This window comes from Pantoea sp. JZ2 (assembly GCF_035191405.1).
Classification (GTDB): Bacteria; Pseudomonadota; Gammaproteobacteria; order Enterobacterales; family Enterobacteriaceae; genus Pantoea; species Pantoea stewartii.
This window is the reverse complement of the sequence record NZ_CP045247.1, coordinates 3,438,928-3,452,414: the sequence shown is the minus strand read 5'-3', so window position 1 is coordinate 3,452,414 and position 13,487 is coordinate 3,438,928. Positions and strand designations below refer to the sequence as shown.

Genomic DNA, 13,487 nt, shown 5'->3' with positions numbered 1-13,487 from the left:
CCTGACGTTTAGTGCAGAATTTTTGCCAGGAAATCCTTTGCCCGCTCAGACTGTGGATTATTAAAGAAGTCATCTTTATGGGTGTCTTCGATAATTTTCCCTTCGTCCATAAAGATCACCCGATTGGCCACCTTTCGGGCGAAGCCCATTTCATGTGTCACGACCATCATGGTCATGCCTTCCTGGGCCAGTTCGACCATAACGTCCAGCACTTCATTGATCATTTCGGGATCGAGTGCGGAGGTCGGCTCATCAAACAGCATGGCAATCGGATCCATACAGAGTGCCCGCGCAATCGCGACACGCTGCTGCTGACCGCCCGAGAGCTGGCCGGGAAATTTATCTGCATGCGCTGACAGGCCCACGCGAGTCAGCAATTTGAGGCCTTTCTCGCGGGCGGCGATTTTGTCGCGCTTTAAGACTTTGACCTGCGCCAGCACCAGGTTATCAATAATGCTCAGGTGAGGGAACAGTTCGAAGTGCTGAAACACCATGCCGACCTTACTGCGCAGTTTGGCCAGATTGGTTTTTTTATTGTTCACTTCAGTACCGTTTACCGTAATGCTGCCCTGTTGCACAGGTTCCAGGCCATTCACGGTTTTGATCAGGGTCGATTTGCCCGAGCCTGACGGCCCGCATACCACAACCACTTCACCGGTCTTGACTTCGGTAGAGCAGTCGGTCAGCACCTGAAATTGACCATACCACTTAGAAACGTTTTTCAGGCTAATCATTTAAACCGTCCTTTTTCTTTTTAGATAGCTGACCAACAGTGACGCGCTCAGGCTGATCACGAAGTAGACCAGACCGGCAAACAACACCATCTCAACCTGGGTACCGTCACGCTCACCGATGGTGGAGGCGGTGCGGAAGAAGTCCGCCAGGCTCAGCACATACACTAACGAGGTATCCTGGAACAGGACGATGCCCTGGGTCAGTAACAGCGGAACCATGGCACGAAACGCCTGAGGCAGAATCACCAGGCGCATGGACTGCCACTGCGTCATGCCCAGCGCCAGCGCCGCGCTGGATTGCCCACGCGCAATACTGATGATGCCGGCGCGAATGATTTCCGAATAATACGCCGCTTCGAACAGCGAAAAGGCGACCATTGCCGAAATCAAACGAATGTCGGTTTTAGGGGAAATACCCAGCACCTGCTGCAGGAAACTCGGCACCACCAGATAAAACCACAACAGCACCATAACCAGCGGTACCGAACGGAACAGGTTAACGTACAGTTTGGCAAACCAGCTGATGGGCCTGAAGGTCGACAAACGCATCACCGCCAGCAGCGTGCCCCACAGGATGCCGAAGACCACCGCCGTAAGCGTGATTTTAAAGGTAATGACCAGACCATTAAGCAGGTAAGGCAGGCTGGGAGGAATGGAACTCCAGTCAAACGCGTACATCACTTGCCTCCCATATTGCCGGGCAGACGCACTTTGCGCTCAACCAGGCTCATCAAAAACATAATCACCAGGTTGATGGCAATGTAGGCCAGCGTAATGGCCGTAAACGATTCATAGGCGTGTGCGGAATAGTCCAGCAGCTTGCCCGCCTGTGCAGCCATGTCCACTAGGCCGATCGTCGACGCGATCGCCGAGTTTTTAACCAGGTTAAGCATTTCTGACGTCATTGGCGGCACAATCACGCGGTAAGCATTAGGAAGCAACACATAGCGATAGGTTTGCGGCAGCGTCAGGCCCATTGCCAGCCCGGCATTCTTTTGTCCCCGCGGCAAAGACTGAATCGCCGCGCGCACCTGTTCGCAGACGCGTGCGGCGGTAAACAGGCCCAGACAGATCACCGACGAGATAAAGAACTGCAGGTTGGGATCCAACTCCGACTTAAACCACATGCCAAGCTTCTGACCAACCAGCTCTGGCGCCACCAGATACCAGAAGAAGAACTGCACGATCAGGGGGATGTTACGAAACAATTCCACATAGCAGGTGCCAATCGTTGCCAGCAGCCGATTAGGCACGGTACGCAGAATGCCAAAGAATGAACCTACGCAGAAAGCGATAATCCAGGCACAGCAGGAGACAGCAATTGTCACCTGAAAACCGGACCACAACCAGCCGAGATAGGTGGTATTTCCGAACGGGGCCTGTTCGAGAAAAATGCCCCAGTTCCAATCGATACCCATAACGAACTCCGGTAAAAAAGGGTAGCAGAGCTACCCTGAAGATTGATGAACGGCTTAATGCGCCTGAGTCAGGGGAACGACCCGATCAGGCGGTCTGTCCACGCCGCGGTTTCAGCAATCGAGAGGGCGACAGCGCCGCCCTTGTTATCGTTGTTAATTCAGCGCTTTATCATTCGGCGTTTTGAACAGGGCTTTCATGTCATCAGACAATTCAAAGTTCATGTTCAGGTTTTTAGGAGGAATAGGCTGTTTAAACCAGGTGTCGAACCATTTTTCTGCCTGGCCGGAGGTCTGGGCTTTTGCAATGGTGTCATCAACCAGCTTTTTGAACTGCGGATCGTCTTTGCGCAGCATACAGCCATAAGCTTCTTTAGACTGTGGCGTACCGATAATGACCCAGTCATCCGGTTTTTTCGCTTTAGCGCGTTCGCCAGCCAGTAGGGCGTCATCCATCATAAAGGCCACGGCACGACCGGTTTCCAGCGTACGGAACGAATCACCATGGTCTTTGGCACTGATGATGCGCATATCCATCTTTTTCTCGTCGTTCAGTTTATGCAGCAGCACTTCTGACGTCGTACCTGAGGTCACCACGACAGTTTTGCCTTTCAGATCGTCAAAATCCTTAATTGGGCTGCCTTTTTTAACCAGCAAGCGGGTACCGATAACAAAAATGGTGTCGGAAAAGGCCGCCTGTTTCTGGCGCTCAAGGTTGTTGGTCGTTGAGCCACATTCGTAGTCATAGGTGCCGTTTTGCAGCAGCGGAATACGGTTCTGTGAAGTAATCGGGATCATTTTGATCTGCAGATCAGGTTTATTCAGCTTCGCTTTAATGGCATCAGCAATCGCGTTTGAATAAGCCTGTGAATAGCCAACGACTTTCTGTTGGTTGTCGTAATATGAAAAGGGAACTGACGATTCGCGATGCCCGATAACAATGACGCCACTGTCATTAATTTTTTTCAGGGTACCGCTGAGATCTTCCGCCTGGGCCGCTCCCGCTGCTGCGCTCAACAGCAAAAGAGATAATGCCACTTTGCGTAATTGCATGTTCCAACTCCTTCGTGTGGAAATTGCACAGGATCAACCCTGTACTGAGTGTGATGTTGTGTGTATTTTGCACTGCTTTTCTTATTATTCCCTCGCGCGTCTGCGCTTAAGAATATTCACTAACATAGCGGATTGTTAACCTAATGAAACAAAAAAGTTTCTTTTTTGCGATGGCATTCGCACCAAAAAAAGGCAATCGCGCGTCCATGCACGCGGAAGGTGCGCAGATTGAGCGTTAATGGTGCATTACGCCCATGCCATCGTGGGTAACAAGCCCCGCATTGCAGGAATACAGAAACATTTAGCAATCATCGTGCCAGAATAAAATGACAGTGGGGTGAACGGGCGGTTTGACTGAAGAAGCAGAAGCAGAAGCAGAAGCAGAAGCAGAAGCAGAAGCAGAAACAAAAGCAGTAAAAGGGGGAAGGGAAACAGCGTGCGGATTAAGACACCGCGAAAGGCTGTGGCGAAGCAGCGCTTCACCACAGCGTGTCAGCGCTGACGTCGGATGAAGGCCAGTAACCCGGCCAGCACTGTCGCTATCCATACCGGCCAGAGCCCGGCTTTCGAGTATGGCGTTTCGCCGCGGGTAGGCGTTACCTTATCCACGAGTACGCCGCGCGTGAATTGCGGCAGAACCTTTTCCACATCGCCATTGGCATTCACCACGGCGGTTACGCCATTATTGGTGCCGCGCAGCAGCGGTCTGCCCAGCTCAAGTGCGCGCATACGCGCCATCTGGAAGTGTTGCCAGGGACCAATCGAGTGACCAAACCAGGCATCATTAGAGACGGTCAGCAGAAAGTCGGTGTCCGGACGGAAGTTCGCCCGCACCTGCTCACCCAACACGATCTCGTAGCAAATCGCCGTCGTAAGGTGATAATTCGCCACATTGAGCTGAGGCTGCAAATAGGCACCGCGGCTGAAGGCAGACATCGGCAAATCGAAGAAGGGGGCAAGCGGGCGCAGCAAATCCGCCATGGGAACAAACTCACCAAATGGCACCAGATGGTTTTTCTGATAGCGGTTAGTGCTGAAGTAGTTGTAGGGCTTCGGCCCGCCCAGCACAATAACCGTGTTGTAATCATGATAACGATTCTGCTCCAGGCGCGAATCCACGATACCGGTCACCAGTGCGCTACCGCGCGCGCGGAGTTCGGCATCCAGCGAACGCAGGAACGGTTGCTGGTTACTTTCCAGATCGGTAATTGCCGACTCCGGCCAGATAATAATGGGGGCTTTCCCCATCAGCGGCTGGCTTAAATCATTATAAATGCGCAGCGTGTTCAGCAACTGCTGCGGGTCCCACTTCATCGACTGGGGAATATCGCCCTGCACCAGCGCGACATCGACCGCCTGCTGGGGTAAAGGTTGATACCAGTGCAGATAACGCAACGGCCAGCATATTGCCAGTACCGCGAGCGCGCCCACCAGGCTTTTCACCTGACGTCGCTGCTGCGCATAAACCAGCAAACCCGCAATGACCATCAGCAGGAAGGTAATACTTTCCACGCCAGCCAGCGGCGCAATCCCCTTTAGCGGGCCATCAATCTGACTGTAGCCAAACTGCAACCACGGAAAGCCGGTTAAAATCCAGCCGCGCAAAAACTCCGTCACCTGCCATAACGCGGGAGCGGCCAGCGCCAGTCGCCACAGTGTGGGACGTGGCCAAATCCGGTTCAGGATGCCGGTAAACAGCGCCGGATAAACCGCCAGGTAAGCCGCCAGCAGGACCACCAGAAAAACGTTCACCGGGCCAGGCATGCCGCCAAAAGTGGCAATGCTGACATAAACCCAGTTAATACCGCTGCCAAACAGGCCAAATCCCCAACTGAAACCAATGGCGCTGGCCTGAGGACTGGTGCGGTTCAACGTCAGAAGTTGCAGGCCGAACAGCGAAAGCAGGGCGGCAGGCCAGAAATCATAAGGGGAAAAGGCGAGCGTGCCACAGGCGCCGCTCAGTAAAGCCAGCAGCAGACGGACCCGCTGCTGCTGGTAAAAGGAGGCTAATGCCATAGCGTTATTCGTCATCCAGTTGAGGTAGCGCCGAATTTTCCGGGATTTTTACGTGAACCTGAATGATACGGCGGCTGTCGGCCATGGCAACTTTGAACTGGTAACCATCAATGTCGATGCTTTCACCGCGCGCCGGCAGATGACCAAAGCCCTGCATTACCAGTCCACCAATGGTATCCACTTCGTCATCGCTGAACTGGGTGCCGAACACCTCATTGAAATCCTCAATGGGGGTTAACGCACGCACCGTGTAGGTCTGGCGGTTGAGCTGGCGGATATCCCGATCTTCCTCATCGTCATATTCGTCTTCAATTTCGCCAACAATCAGTTCGAGAATATCTTCAATCGTGACCAGTCCGGACACGCCACCAAACTCATCGATCACAATCGCCATATGATAGCGCTGGGAACGAAACTCTTTCAGCATACGGTCAACGCGCTTGCTCTCAGGCACAACCACCGCAGGACGCAGCACTTTTTCGACGCTGAAGGCTTCTGATTCGCTGCTCATAAACGGCAGCAGATCTTTCGCCATCAGGATGCCTTCAACATGGTCCTTGTCTTCGCTGATCACCGGAAAGCGGGAGTGTGCGGAGTCAATGATCACATCCAGGCACTCTTCGAGGTTCTGGTTGCGTTTCAGGGTGATCATCTGAGAGCGCGGAATCATGATGTCGCGTACGCGCTGTTCTGCAATATCCAGCACGCCTTCCAGCATGTCGCGGGTATCCTGATCAATCAGGTCCTTTTGATTGGAATCACGGATAAGGTTCAGGAGCTCGTCACGGTTTTTGGGTTCACCGTGAAACAGTTGGTTGAGCAGTAGGGAAAAAAATCCCTTTTTACTACTGGGTGCATCGCTGTTTTGAGAATGGTCGTCGCTCATGGCGGTTTTTAAAGATCTCTCTGGTCAGTAAGTGATGCTGCCGGTCGGGTTACCGGCAGCAGGATGGCCTGAGTCCAAAACTCAGGCGTTTTCTTTCTCCGAAATGTACGGATCAGGATAACCAAGAGCAAGCATTATCTCGGTCTCCAGACCTTCCATCTCTTCGGCTTCGCTGTCTTCAATGTGATCATAACCCAACAGATGCAGCGTACCGTGAACCACCATGTGCGCCCAGTGGGCTTCAACGCTTTTCCCTTGTTCCTGCGCTTCCTGTTCCACGACCTGACGACAGATGATCAAATCGCCCAGCAGGGGCAATTCAATACCGGGTGGCGCTTCAAAAGGAAATGACAACACATTGGTGGGTTTATCTTTACCACGGTAGGTCAGGTTAAGCTCATGGCTTTCCTGTTCATCCACCAGACGAATAGTCACTTCGCTTTCCGGCTGAAACGGCGTCACCGCAGCTTCCAGCCAGCGCTGAAACTGGCTTTCCGTGGGGAGATTTTCTGTTTGTTCACAGGCCAGTTGCAGGTCGAGAATCACGTCGCTCATGGTTTCTCCTGAACGCTATGTTGGGCGGCAAGGGCTTCACGCTTACGCTCTTCAGCCTGCTGATCGCGACGTTTCTGATCGGCTTCTTCCCAGGCTTCATAAGCGGTCACGATGCGTGCCACGACCGGATGACGCACAACGTCTTCACTGTGAAAGAAGTTAAAGCTGATTTCTTCCACCTCAGACAGGACCTCAATCGCGTGACGTAAACCCGATTTTGTGTGGCGCGGCAGGTCGATCTGCGTGACGTCGCCGGTGATCACCGCTTTTGAGTTAAAGCCGATACGGGTCAGAAACATCTTCATCTGCTCGATAGTGGTGTTCTGGCTTTCATCAAGAATGATAAACGCGTCATTCAGCGTACGGCCGCGCATATAGGCCAGCGGCGCGACTTCGATGACGTTGCGTTCCATCAGCTTCTCGACTTTTTCAAAGCCCAGCATCTCAAACAGGGCGTCGTAAAGCGGACGCAGGTAGGGGTCCACTTTCTGGCTCAAATCGCCCGGCAGGAAGCCCAGTTTTTCACCGGCCTCGACGGCGGGGCGCGTGAGCAGGATGCGACGAATCTCCTGGCGTTCGAGCGCATCGACCGCGGCAGCGACAGCCAGGTAGGTTTTACCGGTACCCGCCGGGCCCACGCCAAAGGTGATGTCGTGGTCGAGGATATTGGCAATATACTGTGCCTGATTTGGGGTGCGCGGCTTGATGACGCCACGCTTGGTCTTGATATTGACCGCTTTACCGTAGTCGGGCACGCTTTCTGCCGTTTGTTCCAGCACCCGGCTTTCTTTGATCGCCAGATGAATCTGCTCGGGTTCGATATCCGGAATTTCGCCGCGCACGGGCGCGGTATCGACATAAAGTGTTTTCAGGATCTCGACCGCGGCATTCACGCACAGCACCCGACCAACCAGTTTAAACTGATTGTCCCGGCGGTTTATCTCAATGCCAAGACGACGTTCCAGCTGTTTTACATTGTCATCAAATGGACCGCACAGGCTCATCAGACGGCGGTTATCAGCCGGTTCAAGGGCGATTTCACGGGTTTCAATATTCAAACGAATCCTTTGGGTCACTCAGGGCCAGTTGAAAGGGATTGCGGGTGCATCAGATGTGTTAAGCGGATGCATCATAACGAAATTATTTATGCGGTCACGCCGGGGCGCAAGCTTACGAGGTGATATTTGGGCGGCACCGGCAGAAACCAAGTGCAAAACAGCAGAATGTGCGGCAGCCGACGGTTAGCTGCCGCACATAACGGAAGATCAGGGCTGGAAGACGCCAACGCCGATATCATTTTCTTTGCGGGTACGGGCGATAACGGAGGCCGGGCTTTCAACCACACGTAAGCCCATTTCCTCTTCAGTCCGCACCAGCTTGCCGCGCAAGGAGTTGGTATACACATCGACAATTTCAACGTCGACAAACTTACCGATCATCTCTACCGGACCTTCGAAATTCACCACTCGGTTGTTTTCGGTCCGGCCGGTCAGCTCCATCACATTTTTACGTGAAATGCCTTCTACCAGAATCCGCTGCACGCTGCCCAGCATACGGCGGCTGATCGCCATGGCCTGCTGGTTGATGCGATCCTGCAGAATATACAGACGCTGTTTTTTCTCTTCGTCGCTGACGTCGTCAGGCAAGTCTGCCGCAGGTGTGCCCGGCCGCGCTGAGTAGATAAAGCTGTAGCTCATATCAAAGTTAATATCACCAATCAGCTTCATCGTTTGCTCAAAGTCCTGCTGTGTTTCACCCGGGAAACCTACGATAAAGTCAGAACTGATCTCAATGTCAGGGCGTGCAGCGCGCAGTTTGCGAATGATAGCCTTGTACTCCAGCGCAGTGTGCGCACGCTTCATCAGCGTCAGAATTCGGTCGGCGCCGCTCTGCACAGGCAGGTGGAGGAAGCTCACCAGCTCTGGCGTATCGCGATAGACATCAATGATGTCATCGGTGAACTCAATCGGATGGCTGGTGGTGAAGCGAATACGGTCAATGCCGTCAATCGCCGCCACCAGACGCAGCAGTTCAGCAAAGGTGCACACGTCGCCGTCAAAGGTTTCGCCGCGATAGGCGTTCACGTTCTGCCCTAACAGGTTCACTTCGCGTACGCCCTGCGCAGCCAACTGCGCGATCTCCAGTAGAATATCGTCTGACGGACGGCTGACTTCTTCACCGCGCGTATAAGGCACCACGCAGAACGTACAATATTTGTTGCAGCCTTCCATGATGGAGACAAACGCGGTGGGGCCTTCGGCCCGCGGTTCAGGCAGGCGGTCGAATTTTTCGATTTCCGGGAAGCTGATGTCCACAACCGGACTTTTGCTGCCGCGCACGGTATTAATCATTTCAGGCAGGCGATGCAGGGTTTGCGGACCAAAGACAATGTCCACGCAAGGCGCACGCTGGCGAATATGATCCCCTTCCTGCGACGCGACGCAGCCGCCAACACCGATGATCAAATCCGGGTTGCGCTCTTTGAGTTTTTTCCAGCGCCCCAACTGGTGGAAAACCTTCTCCTGCGCTTTCTCGCGGATTGAGCAGGTGTTGAGCAGCAGAATATCCGCCTCTTCGGCTTCCTCTGTCAGGGTATAGCCGTGCGTGCTGTTCAGCAGGTCAGACATCTTAGATGAATCGTACTCATTCATCTGACATCCCCAGGTTTTGATATGCAGTTTTTTTGTCATCGAGCTAGCCATTAAATCAGTGCAGTGAAGTGCTGGGCGCGTATTGTAATGCTTTGCTGCGGATGTGACCAGCCTGAGGGCTTTTCTGATCGTGCCTCATTTTTCCGGTACACTTTGCAGGAATACCACCGCGCTGAAAAGTGGCGGCCTAAGAGAGGGATACAAGTGATGCAGGATAACCAGTTTGATGTGGTGATTGTCGGCGGCGGCATGGTCGGAGCGGCGCTGGCCTGTGGTTTAGCGCAGCACCGCTTCCGGGTGGCGGTGATTGAGCGGGCAACCCCGCCACCTTTCGATCCCGACAGCCTGCCGGACGTGCGCATTTCCGCTGTCGGCTCCTCGTCGGTGGCGCTCCTGAAACAACTGAACGTCTGGCAACGCGTAGAGGCGATGCGCTGTGCGCCTTACCGCAAACTGGAAACCTGGGAGTGGCAGACGGCGCAGGTCAGTTTCGATGCGGAGTCGCTGGGTTTGCCTGAACTGGGTTATATGGTGGAGAACACGGTGCTGCAACGTGCGCTGTGGGAAGAGATGACGCAGCGAGGGATCACCTTGCTGTGCCCGGCGACGATGGAGGATCTTCAGCCCTGTAATGCGGGCTGGACGCTGTCATTAAGCAATGGCACGACCGTAACCGCAAAATTAGTGGTGGGGGCAGACGGCGCAAATTCACAGGTGCGACAGATGGCGGGTATTGGGATTCACGGCTGGAGTTACGCACAGTCCTGCTTACTGATCAGCGTCACCTGCGAGCATCCGGCTGGCGATGCGACCTGGCAGCACTTTACGCCCGACGGTCCACGCGCTTTCCTGCCGCTGTTCGGTCATCATGCCTCGCTGGTATGGTATGACGCCGCCGCCCGTATCCGACAGTTACAGGCCATGCCTGTCGCGCAGCTGGAGAAAGAGATCGCCCATCACTTTCCGGCCCGACTGGGCCGTTTTCATGTGCATGCAGCCGGTGGCTTTCCCCTGGTGCGTCGTCATGCCGCGCGTTATGTCCTGCCGGGGCTGGCGCTGGTCGGCGATGCGGCGCACACCATTAATCCTCTGGCAGGGCAGGGCGTGAATCTGGGATATCGTGACATCGATGCGTTAATGGATGTATTAATTGCTGCGCGTGACAATGCTGAAACCTGGTCGTCGGAACGGGTGCTGTTACGTTACCAGCGCCAGCGCCGCCACGATAATCTGCTGATGCAGAGCGGGATGGATCTGTTCTATTTTACGTTTAGCAACCGCGTCGGCCCGTTAAAGCTGGTACGCAATCTGGGATTGATCGCCGCTGAGCATTCCGGCGTGCTGAAACGTCAGGTCTTGCGCTATGCGTTAGGCTTGTAAGCCTCAGCCACGCGTCGCACGGATGTGACGCGTGGTCATGAGCCGGAAGCCAGAAACAAAAAAGCCCGCTATTGCGGGCTTTTTTGCTTAATTTGGCTGGGGTGCAGGGATTCGAACCCCGGAATGCTGGTATCAGAAACCAGTGCCTTACCGCTTGGCGACACCCCAATGGTGTCAAATCAAATTGTCTAAAATGGCTGGGGTGCAGGGATTCGAACCCCGGAATGCTGGTATCAGAAACCAGTGCCTTACCGCTTGGCGACACCCCAAGAAAATGGTGGCTACGACGGGAATCGAACCTGTGACCCCAGCATTATGAGTGCTGTGCTCTAACCAGCTGAGCTACGTAGCCAAATTGTATTGCCTTTCGATGATGGCTGGGATACCTGGATTCGAACCAGGGAATGCCGGTATCAAAAACCGGTGCCTTACCGCTTGGCGATATCCCATTCGTCCACTCGCAGCCGCGAGATACATCGAAATTGGCTGGGGTACCTGGATTCGAACCAGGGAATGCCGGTATCAAAAACCGGTGCCTTACCGCTTGGCGATACCCCATCCACGCTGCCGACTCGTGAAATGGTGCGGGAGGCGAGACTTGAACTCGCACACCTTGCGGCGCCAGAACCTAAATCTGGTGCGTCTACCAATTTCGCCACTCCCGCAAAAAAAAGATGGTGGCTACGACGGGAATCGAACCTGTGACCCCAGCATTATGAGTGCTGTGCTCTAACCAGCTGAGCTACGTAGCCATCTTTTTTCGCGCAACCTTCATCGGCGTTGCGGGGCGCATTATGCGGAGTTGACTACACAGCGTCAACAAGTTTTTTGCCGTTTTTTGCCTTCAAACGCCTGTTTGTCTGGCTTATAACCAGGGTGGTGCTTTATTCGGCAATTTTTCAGTGAATACAACGGCAACTCCACAAAAAATGGGCCATTACTGGCCCATCTGTTCACTCAGTATAGCACTTATTTGTAAGCGGACTGGTGCACGCCCACGGCACGTCCTGAAGGATCGTCCATGTTTTTGAAGGCTTCATCCCACTCAATCGCTTTTGCCGACGAACAGGCAACAGACGGCCCACCTGGCACGCACTCGGCAGCACTTGGGAGTGGGAACAGTTCTTCGAAAATTTCGCGATAGAGATACGCTTCTTTCGAACCCGGCGTGTTATACGGGAAGCGGAAATGCGCCGTCGCCAGTTGCTGATCGCTAATCTGCTTAGCCGCCACTTCTTTCAGCGTGTCAATCCAGCTGTAACCTACGCCGTCAGAGAACTGCTCTTTCTGACGCCAGGCAACGCTTTCAGGCAGATAGGAAGAGAAACATTCGCGCAGGATGTGTTTTTCCATTTTACCGTTGCTGCCGCACATCTTGTCCTGTGGGTTGATACGCATGGCGACATCCAAAAATTTCTTATCCAGGAACGGCACGCGCGCTTCTACGCCCCAGGCGGACATCGCTTTGTTGGCGCGAGCACAGTCAAACATGTGCAGAGCCAGCAGCTTACGCACGTTCTCTTCATGGAATTCTTTGGCATCAGGCGCTTTATGGAAATAGAGGTAGCCACCGAAGACTTCATCTGCGCCTTCGCCTGACAGCACCATTTTAATGCCCATCGCTTTGATCTTACGCGACATCAGGTACATCGGCGTGGAGGCACGAATGGTGGTCACATCGTAGGTCTCGATGTGGTAGATCACGTCACGGATAGCATCCAGACCTTCCTGCACCGTGAAGTGGATTTCATGGTGAACCGTACCCAGGTGCTCGGCAACCAGTTTGGCTGCTTTCAGATCCGGTGAGCCTTCCAGACCGACGGCGAAAGAGTGCAGCTGTGGCCACCAGGCATCGCTTTTGTCCTGATCTTCAACGCGCTTAGCGGCAAAACGCTTGGTCACGGCTGAGATAATAGAAGAATCCAGACCGCCAGACAGCAGCACGCCATAAGGAACGTCTGACATCAGATGACTTTTTACCGACTCTTCCAGCGCATGTTTCAGGCCAGCCGCGTCAGTCACGTTGTTTTCAACGTTTTTGTATTCCATCCAGTCACGCTGCCAGTAACGACGAATTTCACCGTCAGTACTGGAGGAAAGGTAGCTTCCCGGTGGGAATTCTTTAATGGTGCGGCAAACCGGCACCAGCGCCTTCATTTCAGACGCCACAAACAGGTTGCCGTGCTCATCGTTGCCCATATACAGCGGAATGATACCGATATGGTCGCGACCAATCAGATACGTTTGCTTCACGGTGTCGTACAGGATAAAGGCAAACATGCCCTGCAACTCGTCCAGGAAATCGACGCCTTTTTCCTGATACAGCGCCAGAATGACTTCGCAGTCCGAACCGGTCTGGAAACTATAACGATCGCTTAACTCTGCGCGCAGGGCCTGATGGTTGTAGATTTCACCGTTGACGGCCAGAACGTGAGTGTGATCGGCGTTATACAGTGGCTGTGCACCGTTGTTGACGTCGACAATTGAGAGACGTTCGTGAGCAAGGATCGCGTGGTCGTCAGCATACACACCTGACCAGTCCGGCCCACGGTGACGCATTAAGCGTGAGCTTTCCAATGCTTTTTTACGTAACTCAACGGGATCGCTTTTCAGATCCAGCACACCAAAAATAGAACACATATCTGACTCCTGAACTCACCTGCGGCGATGTAATTTTACGTTTGTCCGGCAGCCGTTCGCTGCGTGATGTATAAGAAAATGCGTTATTTCAGGTACACAATGCAAGAGGAATCGTGTTTCACTGATAAAAAGGTTGTTGAATAACCCTGGATATTGA

11 protein-coding genes and 7 tRNA genes are annotated in these 13,487 nt (G+C 53.6%); 1 reads left to right on the top strand and 17 read right to left on the bottom strand.

What is annotated here, in order from left to right:
* Nucleotides 1-8: 8 nt before the first annotated feature.
* From GC087_RS16605 to miaB, 9 genes are all read right to left on the bottom strand, one after another.
* A complete protein-coding gene (locus GC087_RS16605; RefSeq protein WP_324028732.1) occupies nucleotides 9-734 on the bottom strand; it encodes an amino acid ABC transporter ATP-binding protein in 726 nt (241 codons plus the stop codon).
* On the bottom strand, nucleotides 735-1,412 hold the full coding sequence (gltK, locus tag GC087_RS16600; RefSeq protein ID WP_006118417.1) for a glutamate/aspartate ABC transporter permease GltK: 678 nt from the start codon (nucleotides 1,410-1,412) through the stop codon (nucleotides 735-737).
* Complete coding sequence (locus tag GC087_RS16595) at nucleotides 1,412-2,152, bottom strand: amino acid ABC transporter permease (RefSeq protein ID WP_006118418.1); 741 nt, start codon at nucleotides 2,150-2,152, stop codon at nucleotides 1,412-1,414. Before GC087_RS16595 ends, gltK begins: the two co-directional genes overlap by 1 nt.
* 153 nt (nucleotides 2,153-2,305) lie before the next feature.
* Nucleotides 2,306-3,202, bottom strand: a complete 897-nt coding sequence (locus GC087_RS16590; RefSeq protein ID WP_033739290.1) for an amino acid ABC transporter substrate-binding protein — start codon at nucleotides 3,200-3,202, stop codon at nucleotides 2,306-2,308.
* 492 nt (nucleotides 3,203-3,694) lie between these two features.
* A complete protein-coding gene (gene lnt, locus GC087_RS16585) occupies nucleotides 3,695-5,218 on the bottom strand; it encodes an apolipoprotein N-acyltransferase (protein WP_110267825.1) in 1,524 nt (507 codons plus the stop codon).
* Nucleotides 5,219-5,222: 4 nt separating this feature from the next.
* On the bottom strand, nucleotides 5,223-6,104 hold the full coding sequence (corC, locus tag GC087_RS16580; RefSeq protein ID WP_324028730.1) for a CNNM family magnesium/cobalt transport protein CorC: 882 nt from the start codon (nucleotides 6,102-6,104) through the stop codon (nucleotides 5,223-5,225).
* Nucleotides 6,105-6,185: 81 nt separating this feature from the next.
* Entirely contained in the window at nucleotides 6,186-6,659 is a 474-nt protein-coding gene (ybeY, locus tag GC087_RS16575) for an rRNA maturation RNase YbeY (RefSeq protein ID WP_033739295.1), read from the bottom strand.
* Nucleotides 6,656-7,717: a PhoH family protein gene (locus GC087_RS16570; protein ID WP_033739297.1), complete on the bottom strand. Its 1,062-nt coding sequence runs from the start codon at nucleotides 7,715-7,717 to the stop codon at nucleotides 6,656-6,658. Before GC087_RS16570 ends, ybeY begins: the two co-directional genes overlap by 4 nt.
* Nucleotides 7,718-7,924: 207 nt before the next feature.
* Entirely contained in the window at nucleotides 7,925-9,349 is a 1,425-nt protein-coding gene (miaB, locus tag GC087_RS16565) for a tRNA (N6-isopentenyl adenosine(37)-C2)-methylthiotransferase MiaB (protein ID WP_033739300.1), read from the bottom strand.
* Nucleotides 9,350-9,517: 168 nt separating this feature from the next.
* On the opposite strand from miaB, the gene ubiF reads away from it, so the two are divergent.
* Nucleotides 9,518-10,690 (top strand): 3-demethoxyubiquinol 3-hydroxylase, encoded by a 1,173-nt coding sequence (gene ubiF / locus GC087_RS16560; RefSeq protein WP_324030648.1) that lies wholly within the window; start codon nucleotides 9,518-9,520, stop codon nucleotides 10,688-10,690.
* A gap of 93 nt (nucleotides 10,691-10,783) precedes the next feature.
* Here ubiF and GC087_RS16555 read toward each other — a convergent pair.
* The 8 genes from GC087_RS16555 to asnB form a co-directional block, all read right to left on the bottom strand.
* Nucleotides 10,784-10,858, bottom strand: a tRNA-Gln gene (locus GC087_RS16555).
* 26 nt (nucleotides 10,859-10,884) lie between these two features.
* Nucleotides 10,885-10,959, bottom strand: a tRNA-Gln gene (locus tag GC087_RS16550).
* Nucleotides 10,960-10,965: 6 nt separating this feature from the next.
* Nucleotides 10,966-11,042, bottom strand: a tRNA-Met gene (locus GC087_RS16545).
* 22 nt (nucleotides 11,043-11,064) lie between these two features.
* Nucleotides 11,065-11,139 (bottom strand) — tRNA-Gln (locus GC087_RS16540).
* 34 nt (nucleotides 11,140-11,173) lie between these two features.
* Nucleotides 11,174-11,248: transfer RNA gene (locus GC087_RS16535), tRNA-Gln, on the bottom strand.
* A 22-nt stretch (nucleotides 11,249-11,270) separates the two neighbouring features.
* A tRNA-Leu gene (locus GC087_RS16530) sits at nucleotides 11,271-11,355 on the bottom strand.
* Between the two features lie 10 nt (nucleotides 11,356-11,365).
* Nucleotides 11,366-11,442 (bottom strand) — tRNA-Met (locus tag GC087_RS16525).
* A gap of 217 nt (nucleotides 11,443-11,659) precedes the next feature.
* On the bottom strand, nucleotides 11,660-13,330 hold the full coding sequence (gene asnB, locus GC087_RS16520; RefSeq protein ID WP_324028728.1) for an asparagine synthase B: 1,671 nt from the start codon (nucleotides 13,328-13,330) through the stop codon (nucleotides 11,660-11,662).
* Nucleotides 13,331-13,487 lie beyond the last annotated feature (157 nt).

Coding starts and splice junctions, on each gene's coding strand:
- GC087_RS16605 (WP_324028732.1), bottom strand. CDS start 734: ATGATTAGCCTGAAAAACGTTTCTAAGTGGTATGGTCAATTTCAGGTG.
- gltK (WP_006118417.1), bottom strand. CDS start 1,412: ATGTACGCGTTTGACTGGAGTTCCATTCCTCCCAGCCTGCCTTACCTG.
- GC087_RS16595 (WP_006118418.1), bottom strand. CDS start 2,152: ATGGGTATCGATTGGAACTGGGGCATTTTTCTCGAACAGGCCCCGTTC.
- GC087_RS16590 (WP_033739290.1), bottom strand. CDS start 3,202: ATGCAATTACGCAAAGTGGCATTATCTCTTTTGCTGTTGAGCGCAGCA.
- lnt (WP_110267825.1), bottom strand. CDS start 5,218: ATGGCATTAGCCTCCTTTTACCAGCAGCAGCGGGTCCGTCTGCTGCTG.
- corC (WP_324028730.1), bottom strand. CDS start 6,104: ATGAGCGACGACCATTCTCAAAACAGCGATGCACCCAGTAGTAAAAAG.
- ybeY (WP_033739295.1), bottom strand. CDS start 6,659: ATGAGCGACGTGATTCTCGACCTGCAACTGGCCTGTGAACAAACAGAA.
- miaB (WP_033739300.1), bottom strand. CDS start 9,349: ATGACAAAAAAACTGCATATCAAAACCTGGGGATGTCAGATGAATGAG.
- ubiF (WP_324030648.1), top strand. CDS start 9,518: ATGCAGGATAACCAGTTTGATGTGGTGATTGTCGGCGGCGGCATGGTC.
- asnB (WP_324028728.1), bottom strand. CDS start 13,330: ATGTGTTCTATTTTTGGTGTGCTGGATCTGAAAAGCGATCCCGTTGAG.